Source organism: Mesorhizobium sp. WSM4898, from assembly GCF_029625845.1.
GTDB lineage: Bacteria > Pseudomonadota > Alphaproteobacteria > Rhizobiales > Rhizobiaceae > Mesorhizobium.
On record NZ_JARTVQ010000007.1, the window covers coordinates 126,918 to 145,603 of the forward strand.

The window sequence follows — 18,686 nt, forward strand, 5'->3', positions numbered from 1 at the left end:
ATAGCAGTTTCGCCTCTCTGGTATGATGGTTTTTGGCCTCGCGGATCTCGCGTAATACGAATGACCGTGGACACCCCCGATCTTCGCAAGAAAGTGAGAAATTATCCTCATGCTGTCCGACGAGGTGGTCTGCGGCTTCGGAGGCACCGGGAACTGGTTTGGTAGCCAGACATTTGGGATGGAACCGGACATGCTCTCGATCGCCGGGGGGCTTTCATCCGGTCACCTGCCCATTGGCGGCGTCATTATCTCGACAAGATTTATCAATGCGCCGCTGACGAGGCCCACAAGGTCGGCGTGTTCGGTCACGGTTTCACCTACTCCGGTCATCCGGTGATAGCGGCCGTCGCCGCCGAGGCGATCAGGATCTACAGCGAGATCGATTTCGTGACCCAGGCGCGTCGTCTCGGCGATCACTTGCATGGAGCCCTCGCGGACGCGCTCGGCGACCATCCGCTTGTCGGTGAAGCCCGCGGCCGCGGCTTCATCGCGGGGGTTCAGATCGTCGAGGATCGTGCGCCCGTCGCGTCTTCGCGCCCGAGCTGAGGATCGGCGATGTCGAGCGGCGGTGCCGCGAGCACGGCGTCATGATCCGCAATATGGGAGAAGTGCTTGGAATCTGTCCGCCCTATATAATCACCGAAAGCGAGATCGACCCCTTGGTTGACGGCATTCGTTCTGCACTCGACGGCGCCGCTGCTGCGAATTCCCGGGTCGGTCGGGTGGCATGAGTTCCAGCATTAAGACCGACTGCTTCACTTCAGTGGATATTATCGAGCAAACGCTCACCCGAGGGGTGCACTTCATCCGTGTCCGGTACAAAACGTCACCCATGTCTCAGGTCGGGCACGCCGCTCGCCAACGACACCGAGTTCGGCCTCGCGGCCTACTTCTACACCGGCGATCTCGGTCGCGCCTTCCGCGTGATGGAAGGACTGAAGTACCGGCGTCAATGAAGGCCTGATCACCACGCCGGAGGTGCCGTTCCGCGGCGTCAAGGAATCGGGCCTCGGCAAGGAAGGCGGCCTCCAGGGCATCGTGGATTATCTCGACACCAAACATGTCTGCATCGGCGGTCTCGGCGTCTAGTGGTTCCCGCCTGACATAGGAGTCCAATCAGAGATTCCCTTTCTGGCCTGCGCGTGCGAGTCTGGCGCATGCGCACAGGAAGATCGTTCACCGTTTCGTCGGCCGATCGCGTCCGTCTGACGGCGCTGATCAGGGATCGCAACGCCCCGCAAAAGCATGTCTGGCGCGCCGAGATAGTGCTTTTGCCCGCCGACGGCGTCGGCACCGGCGAGGTCATGCGCCGCATCGGCAAGTCGAAGACCGACGTCTGGCGCTGGCAGGAGCGCTTTGCCGCGGAAGGCTGTGACGGGCTGCTGCGCGACAAGACGCGACAGTGGCGCATTCCGCCGCTCGGTCCCGATGTCGGCGAGCGCGTCGTGGCACTGACGCTTGCCGATCCGCCGGGCGAGAGGACCCACTGGACCGCCGACATGATGGCGCAAGCCGCCGCAATCAGCGCCAGCGCCGTCAGGCGCATCTGGAAGGCGCATGGTCTCGCACCCCACCGCTGGCGCCAGGTTCAAGCTCTCCAATGATCCGAAGTTCGTCGACAAGTTGCGCGCCGTCGTCGGCCTCTATCTCGATGCGCCGGCCCATGCCATCGTTCTGTCGGTCGATGAAAAGAGCCAGATCCGGCGCTCGACCGCACCCACCCGGCCTGCCGATGAAGAAGGGGCGGCTCGGTACGATGAGGCACGACTACAAGCGCAACGGCACCACCACCCTGTTCGCCGCCCTCAACGTCCACTATTGTCCCGTTGACGAGAATATCATCTTAGTTGCTTGTAAAAATTTGTTCTCCACTTCCGTCTCCATCGTATCTCAGTCAACGCGATGGAGCAGGAAATGACTACAAACATTGTGAAACTGGAAGAAGGCAGGGCAATCGGCTCTAATCGTGACGTGCCGCTGTCAGATCATGAGGCGGAAGCCCTAGGGCATCTTGCGGTGGCGCTGAGTGGCATTTCGACGACCATTCGGTCCGCCGCCTACAAACACGCGCTAAACTCTAGTCACGCGATGAAGCCCCTAAAGGAGACGGAGGACGCGCTTACCGACTACGACGCCTTGGCGAGGGCGGCGGGCCGAAAGCAGCCGAAAGCGGCGGAGGAGGACGACAGGAAGGGGGACGCCCTAGCGAGAGAGGCCGCCGCACAGGTCAGCAGGGTCGATCAGACCCGATCTTCCCGCTGGAGCAGACCGCGAAGGGTACCGGTGGCATCAACGGACTACGTTCGGCAGGTGGTCATGGCAGATAGTCAGCTTGGAGCAGTGTCGGCACTGGTAAACGCGCGGCGAGTGGCTCCAGAACGCTTCCATGCTTCTGTTCCCAGTGTAGATAATAATCCGGATGCTCCGCTTCTGACCTCTTTTTCGGACTATCTGAGCAGGGTGTGCGGACTGGAGTCAAAGTCCCGCGAAGGCGTTCTCCTGGGCAGCCGCCGCTTTCTGGATTGGTTCCATCACCACCATTCCCGGCCAAGCCCTCGGCGCGTTGACGGCTGAGCATGTCCTTGCCGCTGTCGAACATCGGCTGTCACTATCGGCGACCTCCGGTACCCGCACCGGCAGCAACTTCTCACATCGTATTGGGCTGGCCACCACGACCAGAATCTCGCGCGCGTCGTCCCCAGGACGCCCCACTGGCGTTTGGCTCATCTAACCCTCGAACTCGGCTACGGCCCGTCGACGGTCTTCTTCACATGGGTCGGATTCGACGAAATGGACGAGGTCACAGGCGACGGCCATGCTGAACTGCTCGACGACGGCTCCATCGACATCACCTTCTATCACAACGGCGACGAGGCAATCCTCAAGGCCAAACGGGACACTTCTTCAACGGCCTGCTAGGAGATCCGTGTTCGCCTTGCGCTGACAAAGAAGCTCACACATGACGTCCGGGAGACGATGCTGGCAAATGGTCTGGCTGAAGCATTCCACCCACAATACCAAAGCCCGTCCCGATCCAAAGCGCTTCTAAGCACTCCACCTCAGGCGCAAGGCCGGTTGGCCAGTGCATCTTCTTGGTCCGCCGGAAGAGAACCCCGCCCGACAATAGCTTCATGAGGTCTTGCGCTGCAGTGTCGACCGTAAAAAAGGGCGCGCGAGGCGCCCTTCATTTAAACCGGCAGTCGGGAAGCAGACTTCACTCTGATATTCAAAAGCGGTAGGTGACACCTGCGCCTATCAGCCAGGGATCGAGCTCCGCCTTCCCCGTCAGCTTCGCGCCGGTCACCGTGACGTCGAAGTCCGGCTTCAGGAAAAGCTTCTTCACGTCGAAGTTGAGGCCCCAGTGCTGGTCCACCATGTAGTCGAATCCGACCTGCAGCGCCGTGCCGAACGTGTTCTTCACCTTGAGAGCATCAGCGCTGCCAGTGTCCTGGTTGTAGAAGATCGTGTAGTTCACGCCGGCGCCGACATAAGGCTTGAACGCGCCGAGATCGGTAAAATGGTACTGCAACGTGAGTGTCGGCGGCAGCAGCCAAACTTTGCCGATGTTGCCCAACCCTCCGATCGTCCCTTGGCCCGCGATGTTGGCATAAGTGGTACCGAGTATGAGTTCGGCGGCGATGTTGTCGGTGAAGAAATACGAGATATCGAGTTCCGGCGTCACCGTGTCCGAATACGAAAGACCGGAGCCGGGAAGCGTATCAACGTAGCCCAGATCTTTCGTAACGACGCCCAACGCCCGCAGGCGGACCTGCCAAGGGATTGGCGCTTCGGTGACCGAGGCTCCCGTCTCCGCCAGGACGGTCTCTGCTTGCGCAGGCTCCGCGGCGACGGCCTGCTGTCCCACCATGATCAGGGCCACCGCCGCTGCTGTTGCCCGCGCTACGCCCATTCGCGTTCTCGCCATGAGATTCACTCCTTGATGTTCAGAAAGGATGCACTGCACTATTTCGTCTCCTGCTCGAATGAATTGTTGATGGACCTCAAATGCCCCTCTTGCGTTGCAACGCGTTCCGCCGTCTCCGGAGGGTGATCGTTGAAGCCGATTGCGCTGCGGAGAAAATTGGTGCCTAGACTGATGAATGCGGCTTGCTCCCGATTGTCCTCGCCGCAGCCGTGCCCGCCTGCGCTGGCCTCGTAGAAGTAAGCGGGATAGCCAAGAGCCTGCAGTTTTGCGGCCATCTTGCGCGCATGGCCCGGATGGACGCGGTCGTCGCGTTTCGTGGTGGCGATCAGGATAGGCGGATAGGGCTGTCCCGGCGCTGCGGCGTGATAGGCGGAGATTTCCTTCAGGAAAGCCCAATCGTGAACCTTGTCCGGATCGCCATATTCGTCGATCCAGCTCGCGCCCGCCAAGAGCTTGGTGTAGCGACGCATGTCGATAAGCGGTGCTGTGCAGAACAGAGCCCCGAAATGCTCAGGATAGCGGGTCAGCATGTTTGCGATCAGCAGGCCGCCATTTGAGCCACCCTCGGCGGCAATCCGCCTCGGCAGGGTGATGCCCCTTCGCACGAGGTCGGAGGCAACGGCGGCGAAATCGTCGTGGGCGAGACGCTTGCCCTCCCTGCGCCCGGCTTCGTGCCAGCGGGTGCCGAACTCGCCGCCGCCGCGGATGTTCGCCTCGACACACGTGCCACCGCGCTCGAGCCACAGCTTGCCCAGCGGGGAGTTGTAGTAGGGCAGGAATGATACGCCGAACCCGCCATAAGCGGAAAGGTGAATCGGAGCATCTCCGTTCCCGTTCGCCGGACCAACCTGCGTATAGGGGATCAGCTCATGATCGATAGAGACTGCCTCGTGGCGCGTGACCACCAGTCCGGATGCATCGAAATTCTCCGGGCTGCGCTTCAGGATTGCTGAAGCGCTGAGAGACGGCGCGGCATTCAGATCGAACAGCAAGAGCTGCGGCGGCGTGATCGGATCCTGAGCACAGATCAGGACCTCTCCATTGGTCTCGTGAACTGCCGCATCGAATGACCAGACGTCGACAGTACCTTCGGCGGGCAGGGTGTTCAGGACTCGGCGCGTCCATTCCTGGTGGCCGGGAGTGAACATCTCGAAACGCGGTGCGAGATTGACGAGGTAAGAGATAATGAGCTTCCCGTCATTCCAGAAGAATGACTGCATGGAGCGCCTTTCCCCTGGTTGAAACAGGGTCTCAAAACGGCGTCCGCCGGCGAGGAAAGTGGAAAGCGAGATGACGATCAGCGCGTCGGCGGGATGGGTGGTGCCTCCCACCGTCCAGGGCTTGCGCGGCCTTACCGCCAGCCAGTCGCCGAAGACCCGCCACGACGCGTCGCGAGGAAGATCGATCTGCCTCCTCGGCCCGCTCCTATCGCCGATCCAGCTGATCTTCTCGAAGAAGGCCGGCTGCTCGATGAACCAAAGGCGCTCGCTGCGGCCGGTGCGGTCCGAATGACCAGACACTTGGAAGCTTTCGAACCCGGCCTCGAAGATTGCCGGCGTGGTGAGGGGATCCGCGTCACGCTTCCACAGTCGAACTGTGCGCGCATAGCCGGAGCGGGTGGCCATGCCATTACCAAGCGCACTGGAAAGCAGAAGCGTGTCAGGGTCCAGCCAATTAACGTAGCCTTTGGCCTCGGGGAGGTTGAAGCCGTCGGCGACAAAGCTCAGAGAAATCAGGTCGAATTCGCGATGCACGACCGCGTCGCTGCCGCCGCGCGACAGGCGCAGAACGGCTCTTTCCCGTCTCTCCGGCTCGATGGACGCGCCGTCCCAGATCCAGTCCTCTCCGTCGCTAGCCGCGAGAGCATCCAGATCGAGCAGTAGCTCCCATTGGGGATCCGCCTTCATGTAGGCGGCAAGGGTGGTCCGGCGCCACAGTCCGCGTGGATTACCGTCATCTCGCCAGTAATTGTAGAGGTACTGACTACGGCGCGCGATCAGGGGAAGATTGTCGCGATTGTCGAAAATGGCTGTCAGAGCCGCGCGGTCGCGCTCGAACTGCGTTCCACCGAAGTGCTTCAGAGTCCTTGCCGATTGGCCGGCGGCCCAGGCAAGTGCCCGCTCGCCCTCTACATCTTCAAGCCAGACATAGGGATCGTCGTCGGGAGCATCAAGCGTTGGACGGACATCAAATGCGTTCATGTCCGGACAGCCTTCAGAAAGAAGGGATAGAGGCTTCCGTCGGCTCGGGAACGCTCAGTGTCGGTAGCGGCGCCCACATGTTCGAAAAGCGTGATCATTGATGAGTTCTTCCAGTCGGTGCGGCATCGCAGTGCTTTTGCGCATAGGGCCGCAACCTTCGTGCCAACTGGGAAAATCGTTTCGGAACAATGCGATCGCTCTGGAAGCGTTGTGTCACATGTCCGACATCGTCGAGAATCCGACAACGAGTGCTCCTCCTAATCACCGGATCAACCTCCGGCGCCAGTCGTGGACACTGTGCAGAACTCGAGAAGTGAAGCTCATTGGAGTGAACCTGGTTGACGCCCAACATCTTCGCTCTGGAGCGCTTCACGCACACGGATTCATGGCAGACACCATGATGCGATCGATGCTGTTAGAGACCAAGCTGGCTGCGCCTGTGAGTTTCAGCCGCCAGCTGGAAGCAGCGGAGTTCTGAGGAGAAGGGTGGGGGGCCCAAGCCCTGCCGCAATCTTGGCCTGCACCGTCCCCTTGATTGTTGTGGGTCAACGTCTGCCTGCCCGCTGAATTTGGCACGCCTTACACCTACGTCACGACCAAGACCTTCCTGTTGCACTTCGGCCTCGACACACTGCGGGATTTGCCCGATTTCGAGGCGATTGAGGTTGCCGCGCTGCTCAGCAAGGAGAAGCTGCTGGCGGGCGATACTCCCATCGGGCTGGTGAGTGGTGGAGGAGGTGAGGAGCGACACTCCAAGGCCAGGACGGGCTAGCGCAGCAGATACATGGAAGTAATCGCTTGATATGAGCGGTTGAGAGTCGAATCAGGGAACTATGCGATCACTATCGATAAGAGGTGGCAATATCGATCGTGATTGTATCGGGCCACTCTACGGCGAAGGAGGCGGCAACTTGTGTCTCCGACCCGAAACGATTACCTTGCGGCCATTATGAGCAAGCATTTGGCATCCGTCTTGACGACGTGAACGCGCCCTGCAGCGTACAGCTGGACGACGCGGCGCTGGCCGATTGCTTTGCGGATCTCGATTTGGCCAAGCAGCATCCCGCTCATGTCAGCGCCTTTCTCGGCGAGGTCCCTCTCGCCCAGCAAGTCGAGTTCGCAACCGCGCACCACATTCGCGGTCGACGAGATGAAGGCTTTTGCCGCCAAGTTCTCTGCCTGGTCCGGCGAAAGCTATCCGCTCGCCGCATAATGGCTGGACATGATAGCCGACGCCCGTCCCGAATGGCGGCGGCTTTTTCGTATTATATCGACCTGATCGACAAGATGCGGCGGAACAGGGGTCCACGTGCGATGCGGCCAAAGCGGATCCAGCTCTCGAGCGCGACTACGGGGTAGGTGTGGTCGCTGGAGCCGCGGCCGACCTCGACCTCGCGCCAGCCGGTCTTGCCGCGCAGGGTGACCAGCAGCCCTTGCCGTCAAAAATCTCGATCCAGCTGGCGCCATCGCTGTTGTCGTCGCGCATGACGTCGAGACCGACGATCTCGGAGCGCCGCAGGCCGCCGCCACAGCCCAGGAGCAAAATAGCGCGGTCGCGCAGGCCCTGAGGTCGTGGCCGAGCGTGGCGATCATCGCCAGCAGATCGTCGCCAGGACCGCCTCTTTCTGCCGCGGTGGCTTTGCGTGCTTGCGGCGAATGCCGGCAAGAACCTTATAGATATGCCGCTCCGCGCGGTCCAACGGCCGGCCGCGCTGGGTAAAGTTCCAGGCGAGGCCGGAAAGCCGCCGCTCGATGGTCGCAAACTAAAGGGCAGGGGCGCCACGCTTCGGATCGCCGGCGGCGGTGCCCGAGGCACAGGCGCTGATATTGAGCCTGATCACCTTCGAGCCCGGAGGCAGGGGATCGAAGCCAGCGCGCCGGCACCAGGAGGAAAAATGCCGCCAATCCTTGGGGTAGGCGTCGCGCGTGTTCTCCGAGGTGGCGTTGTAGCCCCTCGCGGTCTCGACCAGTTCCTGGACATGCGCCGGGACTCTTTGAGCCGGGTCTCCATCTCCTTGTAGAGCTTGTCAAGCTCGCCATCGACTGGCTTCAGGTCGTCGATTGAACATTGCGTCATCATAGGCTTTGTGCCTTGTTGTAGCAGGCATCGTCCGTTCGCGCGGCGGACACAGACATCACCGTCGCTGAGCCGAGAACGACGGTAAAAGAAAATGCACTCACTGACTTCATAACCAATCTCTTTTGCGGGTGATTTAGAAACGGACGCCGAGCTTGGCGCTGAACCCGTGTGTCTGGGCATCCGAGGCGATCTGTCCCTGATAGGCGATGCCGAACGTCGCGTTCTCGGTGATGTTTACGTCAAGCCCAGCTTCGAGCAGAGCTGCGTTCTTTGCGATCGGCACGCCCTTGATGGCGAAGGAGGAACCGCCAGCAAAGGCAAGAGCGGTATCCGGCCTGACGTCGCCGAAGGCGTGGCGCCAGCCAAGACCGCCGCGCGCGGTAGCAGTCACGGTGCCGAGGGTCAGTACCGTCGACGCACGCAGACCTAGCGTGGTAAACGCCGTGTCGCTCGAGCGATCCCCGCTCGACAAGGCGGCTGCGCCGCCATTCTCGGTGAAGCCATCGGCGTCAAAATTCACATAAGCGAGATTAGCGTAGGGCTCGAAGGAAGCCGAAGCCGTATTGATACGGTAGCCGAGCTCGCCAAAGGCCTGGAACGTGCCGGCGTCGTAATCGGCCGAAAGGCTGTCGGCGAAGCCTGGAAAGACCACGGACCTGCCGGTCTCGATGCTGTGCCAGGTATAGGCAAGGCCGGAACGAAAACCGAGATTGCCGTTCTGCGTGCCGGCAAAAAGACCGAGATGGTAATTCTCGCTCGAGCCCGACGACGCGCGATCGTCCGCCTCCAAGGAGGTATGGCTGTAGCCGCTGATGAGGCCGAGCCGCCAGCTTTCGCCGACAGCCGCGTCACCGCCAGCCAGAAAGCCGCCTGTCGAGTGATCGAGACCGGCGGCATTGCCGTCGCTGTCGAGATGACCCCAGGCGCCGAAGCCACGGCCCCATACGGCGAAATTCTCACTCGTTGCCGGGGCCAGTTCCAGACCACCCAGCCCATAAGTCATCACCGGAACGCTGGAGGCACCGACGCCGTCGAACGCCGCACGGATCCGTTCGCTCGCGGCATCGCGTACAGAATGACTGTCCTCGATGAGGCCGCTATGAATGGAAGCATGAACCTCGCCTGATAGCATATCGAAAGCGTTGCGGGCTTCCGGCGCCGTCAGGAACAGGATGTTGTCCTGGATCGGATTACCGCTTCCAAGCGCCTGAGCCGCTGCGGCGACCGAGCGTTGATTGAAGGTGCTGGCTACATCGGCAAACGCCGTCGATGTGCGGCTGATATCGAGATAGACATTGTTGGCATCGTAGACGAGCTGGAAATCGACGAAGGGCGTCGCGTCTGTCGCCAGAGCCCCCGTCAGCCCGCCATAGGTGCCGCTTACGCCGCCTGCTGCGGAGAGCAGAGTATATCGGGCATCGACCGATAGCGTTCCCTGCCGCAGCAGCTCGATCTGCGCGCCGCTGTCGATCGCCGCTGCTCCGCCAACATCGATGAGATCGGACGACCTTGCGAGGTCGACCTGATAGATCGATCCGGACTGCTGCGCGAAATCGCCCGTGACAGTCAGTGTGGTGACGATCCTGCTCGGATCGGTCGCACTGCCAGGAGCGACCGTGCCGCCCTCGGAAATGGTGACCGCACCGTAGGTGCCGCCGCCTGCGACGACACCGCCGCTGTTTGCGATAGCCGTGCCCCCGATCTGCCCGTCATTCCCGAGAAAGCCGGACGTGGTCGCATCATGGGAAAGCACACCTGTATCGGCAAGCAGCAATCCCGCGCCGGAACCGACCGTCGTCATGCCGGAAAAATTGTTCTTTCCGCTCAGCGTTTGCACGCCACCGGCAACGAATAGTTTGCCGCCCATATTATTGTTATCAACGTCGAGGTCGTTGATGCTGCCGGCGAACGTGTCGTTCGAATCCGTTAGCACCAGGGTACGCTTGCCCAGTTCGACCGTTCCGCTGCCACTCAGGCTACGAATACGGGCATCGTTGTAGGCGTCGGAGATTCCCCAATAGTCGCTGCCATTTCCATGTTCGGAGATATCGAACGTGCCGTCTGCAACGACTTTCGCTGACCGTTGGATGTTGCCGAGCCCCGCAAGCGAGAGATAGGCATCCTGAGCAATATTCGTCTCGCCGGTGTAGGTGTTGACATTCGTCATCCGGACCACCGTCTTTGTATCAAGCGTCAGCGATCCGGAGCCGGAGACGACACCCGCTATGCCGAACCCGCCCTCATTCCCCATGCTCGTCGTGATCCTGCTCAGACCGGTCCCTTCGGGTGCGGATGAATCGGTAGAGAAGTTGCTGGCAGTGACGAAATGTGACGTATAAGCGGTATACTTCTTCTCCAGATCGAAAATGACCGATCTGTTTTTGAAGAAGTCAAGACCGGCAACAAAACTGGTCTGGTCATTGGGTTGTTCCGTCGTGCCGCTGGTGTAGGTGAAGTCGATATTGTCCAGCCTTACCGGATCGCCATCCGTTCCTGCGATTGTAACGCTCGGGATGTTGCCCGATGCGCTTACGATCTCGCGTTGCTCATTTCTCCGAACATTTTTAAGTTTGACGCCCGCATCCTGAAATTGCTTCAGCATCGCATCACTGATCTCCAGACTGCCACCGCCCGGTGTGCCGGTGTCGAGCAATACCGCGGTCTTGTTGGGGTCGGTGATTGGTGGGGCTCCATCCTTAACCGTGTACTGCAGATTGTAGCTGCCTTCGTATTCGGTCGAGGCATTGGCGCCAGAGCCAGGAAAATTCTGATAAGAATCCTGATCTTTTTCCTCGGGTTCTCCCCATGGCATGGCATTAGTATATTGGGCCCGGAGGCTTGGATTGAGGTTGACAATCGTGCAGGGGGAACAGCCAGGCGTTTGGTCGCTCTCGGAATCCGGATTCACATTGGCGGAGACCACGTAGCCAGACCTGGTGACACTGCCCATCATGCCCCAGACACTTGTCTTGCCAAGAAAATCGCCGGCCCCGAATGTACCTGCGAAATCGCCGCCTTCGTCTGCCATCTTGCCAGCGGTCATTTTCGCCCGCTGCTCCTTATCGGCGTGATAAGGTTCTTGGAGATCCTGACCATACATATCTTTAAGTCCATCCGTCACGGATCCCGGCGTGCACTTAAGATTGTTGTCCTTGCAATACGCATGGGTATAGACAAAATCGAGAATGCGAGCAGCCCGGTATTTCTTATCGCTTACAGACGGCCCGTCGATTGTTATCTTTTGATCTGGATCGACATATGTAAATTTATCAATTTCCACGTTCTGAAGCTTATTACCATACGTTCCGTCCCCGTACGTATATACGTAAGGCGTGTCGGCAATCGGGCGGACCCCGGTCACCTCTGACCCGATCTGCGTGTTGAGCTGGTCCGAGCCCGTGTCGAATACGTATCGCTGCGCGTTGCCATTGTTGATCTTGGCCCAGATGCCCAGGCGGTCATGGCCTTCCCCGACATACTCCAGCGGGATCGAAATCGGGTCGTCGGCCAACGCTTCTCCAGTTGGAAATGCTACCAGACCCACCCCGAGAGACACAGCCGGCAGGAATACCGTCGTCATCGCGGTGGTTGCCGCCAGAAAGTTCTTTGTCCTGAAACAAGCCTGCATACCTGGTCCTCGAAAAAGTCTCGCAAACTGATTGTTCATTGGAACGGCCTCCTGAATTGTTTAACGAGACCCTTTATGGCGGCCCTGGCTGACAACAGCCTGAAAGCTGCAAGCGGCCTGCGAGAATGGGGCGATCCTGAATGACGACAGGTGCTGTCAACAATGGATGAGTGCTCGGCCTGAAAGCTGAGCACGCTTTATGCTCAGGCTGCTGACAAGGCCAAAGCAGCGTAAGTGCGGAGTGAAATCCAAGGTCCACATGGGTCGTCGCGCTTCCCGTGCGCCTGGGAAGGCGCCGGCCCGGCCAAGCTTTCCCAGATCGTCCGGATGGCGCACAAGATACCGGTTCAGGTCGATCGAGATGGAGGCCGAGGCGTATGCCAAGGCGGTCGACTGCCTGACGAAAGATCAGAATGCGTCGCTGGCGCTCTACGATTTCCGCCGGCAGCGAGCTCAGCTCCTGCCGGGCATCCGTGTTTACTGGCGACGAGACACAAGATGTGCCCAAATTGCCACCAGACCGTCACCTGCGATGAGTTTCGGCAACTGATTTTGTCCTTTCAATCGTCGCCACTTCCTGGCCGCGGCCAACATGGGCCACTCGAAGGCAGCAGACTGGCGGCTATATGGACGGGCTGTGAGCCCGCACCGGAGACATTGGCGAAATCTACGATCTCTATAGCAACGTCAAGGAGAAGCGCGAGGTGTTGCAGATGTGGTCAAATCACATCGAATGGCTGATCAAGCAGGCTGCGGATGACGCTCTGGCGGCGTAGCTGCTGGCATGGGCGGAAGATGCGGCGCAACAATCGTCAGAGCCTCATCGAATTGGAGAGCATGCTTGACCAGCAAATGCGCGGCCAATGCTTCGATGGCCGACCAGTGATCGAGTACTAGCCGGGCCGTGCAATCTTCGATCCGCCCCCAATCGGGGCGGCGCGGCATCAGGAACCGCAACTCACCATAGATTCGCTTGGCATCCGCGTAGTCGCTGCTCCCCTCATTCCCATCGGACGCATTCATCGCCATATCGCGCGGGTCCAGATAGCCTTCGAATGCGGATTCTGCAAAAGGACCTGCCAGACACGCAACTATCTCTTGGATCGCTTCATCGCGTTGGAAATGTCGATCCATATCGTTCTCGAAAATCGGCTTTAGCTCCGAGGTGAATCCTTGCGCTGAATAGAAAACCGTGCCTTCGACAAAACCACCGCACTCTCCGTCACCGGCGTCGGGGTAAATACTAACACTTGAGAAAGCAGGGAGTTCACGGTCGTCGTCGAACATCTGACGGTGCAAAACGATGGCGGCCACCGCGTGCCCGGCTTCGTGATGCGCCACAGACGGGAGAAGATATTGGGAGGCTACATTCATGCGGTGCGGCTCTCAGATCTAGTTTCCATCCAAGCCCTGATATCGGATTCAAGCCATGCGACTCGGCCGGGGGAGATGCGACGCCGCTTAGGGAACAGGCCTGCCTTCAGAGTCGCGCGGTCGCGCTCGAACTGCGTTCCACTGAAGTGCTTCAGGGTCTTTGCCGACTGGCCGGCGGCCCAGGCAAGTGCCCGCTCGCCTTCCACATCTTCAAGCCAAAGATAGAGATCGTCGTCGGGAGCATCCAGCGTTGGACGGACATCAAATGCGTTCATGTCCGGACAGCCTTCAGAAAGAAGGGATAGAGGCTTCCGTTTGATCGGGAACGCTTAGTGTTGGTAGCGGCGCCCACATGTTCGAAAAGCGTGATCATTGATGAGTTCTTCCAGTCGGTGCGGCATCGCAGTGCTTTTGCGCATAGGACCGCAATTGTCGTGCCAACTGGGAAAATCGTTTCGGAACAACGTGATCGCTCTGGCAGCGTTGTGTCAGATGTCCGACATCGTCGAGAATCCGACAACGAGTGCTCCTCCTAATCACCGGATCAACCTCCGGCGCCAGTCGGTGACACCGCATTCCTCTGTCTTTCCAGGAGACGGCGTGGACATCAATGCCGTTCCTCACCGAACCCGCCTCCTAGCCCTTCGCCCATACGTCACGGCCGCCCCCCGGTTTGGCTTCAACCTGAAGGATTACGGCGTCCTCTTCGCAGAGAAGATCGGGTTGTTCGTGGCGCGCGCAGCGGAGCCCAAGGAGCTTTTCTGGGTTGCGGATACTGGCATGTCGATATTACGACCGTGTGTCCTTCGACAAGCTTGGTGGCTTCTTCAACCAGAATCTCGCCGCGGAGATCGAATCGTTATCTGCGCCGCAAAGTGCGGCCGGTGAGCGGCGTGGCCCTGCGTTCCAGTTGGCCACGGTCCTCGCTGGGACGAGCAAGTAAATGGCTTGCGCAGCAACGGTGCGATCACACCTGGAGCACGGCGTCATCAGGAAAGCGCCATCCTTGTGCGCCCACGACACCCTGGTCGCCATCGGCCGCATCGCGGGGGGGCACTGTGGGCGATAACCATTCATTGATCTGGGCGATTGAGGGTTCTGCCGGGGCGCTATTGCTGCTCGGTAGGGCTGCGGGCTGGCGAGTCTACCAAGGCGAGCAACGACAGGCGAGACGGCAGACATTACGTGACGGAACTTGATATTGCAGTGCAGCAAGCGTAGAGCACCGCGCGCTTATCGGAGTGTCGTCCATGGCCCTTACCAATGCTGGTAACGAGGCAGAACCTGTCGAACAATCGAGCCATTCTGAGGTCGAGCAGCACAGCACCAAGGCGCTGATGTTGGGCGCACTAGGTGTCGTTTATGGCGATATAGGCACCAGCCCGATCTATGCATTTCGCGAGGCGTTGCATGCATCAGCGGGTGGCAACGTCGCCAGCCGTGGCGACATCCTCGGCGTACTCTCGCTGATCATCTGGTCCCTGACGATCACCGTGACGATCAAATACATCATGTTCGTGCTCCGCGCCGACAATCGAGGCGAGGGCGGAGTGCTGTCGCTTATGGCGCTGGCGCGCAACAGTTTCCCGACCTGCTCTGCGGTGATCCTCGGCATCGGCATCGGCATCGGCATCGTCGGCGCGGCGCTTTTTTTTGGCGACGCCGTCATTACGCCGGCAATCTCGGTACTGTCGGCGGTCGAAGGTATGAATGTCGTCACGCCGACGTTCCAGCCCTATGTGGTGCCGCTGACACTGGCCATCCTGGCGATCGTGTTTGCGGTACAGCGGTTTGGCACCGGCGGCGTAGGATTGGTGTTCGGACCCGTTACCGCGCTGTGGTTCCTGGCCATCGGCCTTTCCGGGCTCAACCACATCATGGACGACCCGGAAATCCTGCTGGCAATCAGCCCGCATTACATCGTGTCGTTCCTGGTCAACTCGCCTGACGTCGCCTTCGTTACGGTTGGTGCAGTCTTCCTCGCCGTCACCGGAGCCGAGGCGCTCTACGCCGACCTCGGCCATTTCGGCCGCAAGCCGATCGTGCTCGCCTGGCTGGCGATCGTGTTCCCTTGTCTGTTGCTCAATTATGTCGGGCAAGGCGCCTTCGTGCTGGCAAATGGCGGCGTTGTCGGTCATCCGTTCTTCGAGATGAACCAGGGCTGGACGCTTATTCCGATGGTCGTGCTTGCCACGGCGGCGACCGTGATCGCCTGCCAGGCGGTGATCTCCGGCGCCTTTTCGCTGACCAGGCAAGCGGTACAGCTCAACATGCTGCCGCGTTTCGTCATCCAGCACACGTCGGAAAAACAGTCGGGCCAGATCTATCTGCCGCGCATCAACCTGATGCTGGCGCTGGTGGTGATGCTGCTGGTGGTCGGCTTCGGCGAATCCAGCCGGCTGGCCTCGGCCTACGGTATTTCGGTGACCGGCAATATGCTGGTGACGAACATACTGCTTTTTGTTGTGATGACGCGCATCTGGAAATGGCCGCTCGGCGTCGCGATAGCCTTAATGGCGGTGTTCGTCTTCATCGATACCGGCTTCTTTGCAGCTAACATCGTCAAGGTATTCGAAGGCGGCTGGGCCTCGCTTGCCATTGCCGCAGTGATCGTGATGACCATGTGGACTTGGATAAGAGGCAGCAGGTATCTATTTGACAAGACGCGCAGGAACCAGATTCCGCTCGATTTCCTTGCGGGCAATCTGTTGAAGAAGAAACCGCAGCTGGTGTCCGGTACGGCCGTGTTCCTGACCAGCGATCCCGCCAGTGCGCCGACCGCGTTGATGCACAGCCTGAAGCACTACAAGGCGCTGCACGAACAGAACGTCATCCTCTCTGTGGTGACGGCGCAGCAGCCCGTGGTGCCCGACAGCGAGCGGATCAAGATGGAAACGATCAATGAGCTGTTCATGCGGGTGACACTGACCTTCGGCTACATGGAACAGCCTAACATCCCGCGTGCGCTGGCGATCTGCCGCAAGCAGGGTTGGAAGTTCGACATCATGACGACGTCCTTCTTCCTGTCGCGTCGCTCGCTCAAGGCGTCACCCAACTCCGGCATGCCGGTGTGGCAGGACAAGCTGTTCATCGGCTTGGCGCGCACGGCCGCCGACGCGACGGAGTATTTCCAGATCCCGACCGGACGTGTGGTCGAGATCGGAACGCAAGTGGCCGTTTAGGTATGCCCGGTTAAGCAGAATCAATTGGCATTTCGCGAGCCGGTGAATGCCTGACCGGGCGGAGGCCACGATGCTTGCGCCAAACTGGGGTCCGGTTCCAGGCCTGAAGCTTCCGGCCCCGAAAGCCGTCCTTTACGCCTGCGATCATTTCCGTTCCGCATTGTCTTGCCGACCCACCAGTCGAGATGCGCTGAAACGACCTCGCCGGGCAGCAACTTATCATTTGAACCTAATCGATGTGCCGCAAGTCCGACCTTCATTCTTCAGTTCACAGGCTAGCGTTGCCAAAATCGGCGTGCCGCCTAACCGGCGCCGCACCGTGACCTGTCAGGATGCTATGCAGGCGCGAGGCAGAAGCTGGCTCGAGGCCGCCGGCCTGGTGCTGGTCCGGCAGCGGCCGGGCTCGGCCAAAGGCTTCATGTTCCTCTGGAGGATGAGACGGGTGCGGCAAACGTCGTCGTCTGGGTCAAGATCTCTCGAGAAATTCCGGCGCGTGCTTCTTGCTTCGGCCATGCTCGGCGTCCGCGGACGCATCCGACGGAAGAGGAGGTGGTGCACCTCGTCGCCCACGAGCTGACCGATCTGTCGGCCGGGCTGGCCAGCGTGGGAAACCGCAAGACGCCGTTTCCGTTGCCGCACGGCCGAGGGACGAGGCTCATCACGGCGGATCGGGCATCGATCCGCGCGGCATGCCGAAGGGGCGCGACATCGTCGATGCAGTATGACCATATCGACCCTATCAAGTTCAAGACGCGTAACTTCCGGTAGCGCTTCCGGAGGCCACTTCAGCAGCATGTTGTGCACACTTTTGTCGGACCCTGTTAACTGCCGATTGGCAGCAGGTCACCCCGTGCCGGATCCCAAATGTCGTCGCTCTCAAGCGCAACGACTGCCCGCACCCTTTTTAAGTCAGCGAGCACCTCCACCGCCGGACGCCGCCCCGTTTCCTGAGCCGCGGCGTAACGGGTGTATTTGTGACTGTCCGGCTCAAACCACTTCAACGATTCCAAAGTAGCCATGGCATCGCCCTTGCGGCTGCGCGTGATGCGAATGATCGTGATCCCATCCTAAGCGCTCGCGTCGAATGGAGACACGCTGCCAACGCTTCATCTGCTCTACCCCATCTTTGTTCCAAGGCGGTCGGATCATCTCAATGAGCCCTGCCTCGGGGTGGCCAAAGCATGCATATTTATCGTTCGGCCCCGCATCGAATTATCATCTGCGATGTGGGACTCGATCTTGGGTTGGCGACGGCTTCGCTCCGGGAGTAGACGTCGGACCACTGATAAGTGCCGGACCTTCTCCACAATTTCTCGGCGGACTCATCGTGAACGCTCGATTGGACGTAAATGCGGTTCGCGGAAACGCAGGTCTGGCCGGCATTGCGGAACTTCGCCTGGACCGCACCGTCAACAGCACCGTCAATGTCGGCATCATCGAAGATGATGAAAGGTGCATTGCCGCCGGTTTCAAGGCTGACCTTCTTGATCTGGTCAGAGCACTGACGCATCAGCAGCCGTCCGACCTCGTTCGAACCGGTAAAGCTGATCTTTGGAATTGGTGCAGAGTTCACGGCCCACGCGATCACCTTCGGACGCATAGATCAGGTTGACCACGCCATCGGGAAAGCCGGCCTGATGGCGAGAGCAAACATTGCACCTAGCCACGCCACGATAAGATCGAGCGCGGCTTCGTTGCGTGCGGGTCTGTGGTCAGTGGAGGGCGGAGGAAAAGCGCTCGGCGTGCTCGCCCTCGCGATACCACTGGTTCGCGCCGGCAAGCGCCAGTTTCTGAGGCAAATCGCCGAACAGCTGGTAGAGCCTTACTCTCAGGGCTTGGCATCTATGTCGCCTACGACCGCCACATGCAGCCCGTCGCGTGCGAAAGCGGCTTTGTGGAAGGCGCTTAGATCGGAGGGCGTTACGCTAGTCAGCCTCCCTTGGGCGGTCTCGAATACGGATGCGTGCGTAGATTCCGCGCCGCCAGGCCAGCTCGGCGATCGCATGAGGTTCGCGCTCATTGGCAATGATTTCGGAGAGAAGCTGGGCGCGTATGCGGTCGAAAAGTGCTGGTGTAGCCGGATGCGGGTCCCGCCGCCGAGAATGTCGGCCAGCAGTCGAGCGCCGCGGCCCCGCACCAGGGACCGCCCATGAATGACTCATGCGAGGCGTCTCAAGGCTGTCCGCGATCCAGCGCCAGATCTCCGCCTCGCCCGAGACGCGCAGAGCTGGCCGGTTGTGCAGGAGCCGTCGGCAATATCCGCCTTCCTCGTTCGGATGGGTAACGCTTGCGATAC

General features: G+C 60.0%; 12 protein-coding genes and 6 pseudogenes. 10 read left to right on the forward strand and 8 right to left on the reverse strand.

Annotated elements, in window-relative coordinates; translation table 11 throughout:
• Positions 1-109: 109 nt before the first annotated feature.
• The 6 genes and pseudogenes from P9228_RS24480 to P9228_RS24505 all read left to right on the forward strand — a co-directional run bounded on the left by P9228_RS24480 (position 110) and on the right by P9228_RS24505 (position 2,919).
• On the forward strand, positions 110-337 hold the full coding sequence (locus tag P9228_RS24480) for an aminotransferase class III-fold pyridoxal phosphate-dependent enzyme (protein WP_263485461.1): 228 nt from the start codon (positions 110-112) through the stop codon (positions 335-337).
• Positions 298-546, forward strand: coding sequence for an aminotransferase class III-fold pyridoxal phosphate-dependent enzyme (locus P9228_RS24485; protein ID WP_063169297.1), 249 nt, complete (start codon positions 298-300; stop codon positions 544-546). Before P9228_RS24480 ends, P9228_RS24485 begins: the two co-directional genes overlap by 40 nt.
• A gap of 308 nt (positions 547-854) precedes the next feature.
• Positions 855-1,089, forward strand: a pseudogene (locus P9228_RS24490) (aldehyde dehydrogenase family protein); the annotation flags it as partial.
• Between the two features lie 68 nt (positions 1,090-1,157).
• Positions 1,158-1,813, forward strand: a pseudogene (locus P9228_RS24495) (IS630 family transposase); the annotation flags it as partial.
• A gap of 101 nt (positions 1,814-1,914) precedes the next feature.
• Positions 1,915-2,574, forward strand: a complete 660-nt coding sequence (locus P9228_RS24500) for a hypothetical protein (protein ID WP_063169296.1) — start codon at positions 1,915-1,917, stop codon at positions 2,572-2,574.
• 144 nt (positions 2,575-2,718) lie between these two features.
• On the forward strand, positions 2,719-2,919 hold the full coding sequence (locus P9228_RS24505) for a hypothetical protein (protein WP_244514237.1): 201 nt from the start codon (positions 2,719-2,721) through the stop codon (positions 2,917-2,919).
• 307 nt (positions 2,920-3,226) lie between these two features.
• Here the strand turns inward: P9228_RS24505 and P9228_RS24510 are convergent, their stop codons facing one another.
• Positions 3,227-3,925 (reverse strand): OmpW family protein, encoded by a 699-nt coding sequence (locus P9228_RS24510; RefSeq protein ID WP_063169295.1) that lies wholly within the window; start codon positions 3,923-3,925, stop codon positions 3,227-3,229.
• 38 nt (positions 3,926-3,963) lie between these two features.
• On the reverse strand, positions 3,964-6,126 hold the full coding sequence (locus P9228_RS24515) for a prolyl oligopeptidase family serine peptidase (protein ID WP_082826571.1): 2,163 nt from the start codon (positions 6,124-6,126) through the stop codon (positions 3,964-3,966).
• A 217-nt stretch (positions 6,127-6,343) separates the two neighbouring features.
• Between P9228_RS24515 and P9228_RS24520 the strand changes: the two genes are divergently transcribed.
• Together P9228_RS24520 and P9228_RS24525 are read left to right on the forward strand one after the other, a co-directional pair.
• Positions 6,344-6,604 carry a hypothetical protein gene (locus tag P9228_RS24520; RefSeq protein WP_095769041.1) on the forward strand — a complete coding sequence of 87 codons (261 nt, stop codon included), beginning with the start codon at positions 6,344-6,346 and terminating at the stop codon, positions 6,602-6,604.
• A gap of 93 nt (positions 6,605-6,697) precedes the next feature.
• Positions 6,698-6,898, forward strand: a pseudogene (locus P9228_RS24525) (SMC-Scp complex subunit ScpB); the annotation flags it as partial.
• Positions 6,899-7,059: 161 nt separating this feature from the next.
• On the opposite strand, the gene P9228_RS24530 reads toward P9228_RS24525, so the two are convergent.
• From P9228_RS24530 to P9228_RS24550, 5 genes and pseudogenes are all read right to left on the reverse strand, one after another.
• The gene (locus P9228_RS24530) at positions 7,060-7,296 is read right to left on the reverse strand and encodes a hypothetical protein (RefSeq protein WP_063169293.1); all 237 of its coding nucleotides are present in this window, start codon (positions 7,294-7,296) and stop codon (positions 7,060-7,062) included.
• 116 nt (positions 7,297-7,412) lie between these two features.
• A pseudogene (locus P9228_RS24535) lies at positions 7,413-8,096 on the reverse strand (integrase); the annotation flags it as partial.
• 243 nt (positions 8,097-8,339) lie between these two features.
• Positions 8,340-11,873, reverse strand: coding sequence for an autotransporter domain-containing protein (locus P9228_RS24540; RefSeq protein ID WP_082826570.1), 3,534 nt, complete (start codon positions 11,871-11,873; stop codon positions 8,340-8,342).
• A 702-nt stretch (positions 11,874-12,575) separates the two neighbouring features.
• Positions 12,576-13,208, reverse strand: a complete 633-nt coding sequence (locus P9228_RS24545) for a hypothetical protein (protein WP_127287488.1) — start codon at positions 13,206-13,208, stop codon at positions 12,576-12,578.
• Positions 13,205-13,483 carry an AlpA family phage regulatory protein gene (locus P9228_RS24550; RefSeq protein WP_063169289.1) on the reverse strand — a complete coding sequence of 93 codons (279 nt, stop codon included), beginning with the start codon at positions 13,481-13,483 and terminating at the stop codon, positions 13,205-13,207. Before P9228_RS24550 ends, P9228_RS24545 begins: the two co-directional genes overlap by 4 nt.
• A 975-nt stretch (positions 13,484-14,458) precedes the next feature.
• On the opposite strand from P9228_RS24550, the gene P9228_RS24555 reads away from it, so the two are divergent.
• Positions 14,459-16,390, forward strand: a complete 1,932-nt coding sequence (locus P9228_RS24555) for a potassium transporter Kup (protein ID WP_063169287.1) — start codon at positions 14,459-14,461, stop codon at positions 16,388-16,390.
• Between the two features lie 307 nt (positions 16,391-16,697).
• Positions 16,698-17,158 (forward strand): annotated as a pseudogene (locus tag P9228_RS24560) (OB-fold nucleic acid binding domain-containing protein); the annotation flags it as partial.
• 512 nt (positions 17,159-17,670) lie between these two features.
• Here P9228_RS24560 and P9228_RS24565 read toward each other — a convergent pair.
• Positions 17,671-18,167: pseudogene (locus tag P9228_RS24565) on the reverse strand (aldehyde dehydrogenase family protein); the annotation flags it as partial.
• Between the last annotated feature and the right edge of the window lie 519 nt (positions 18,168-18,686).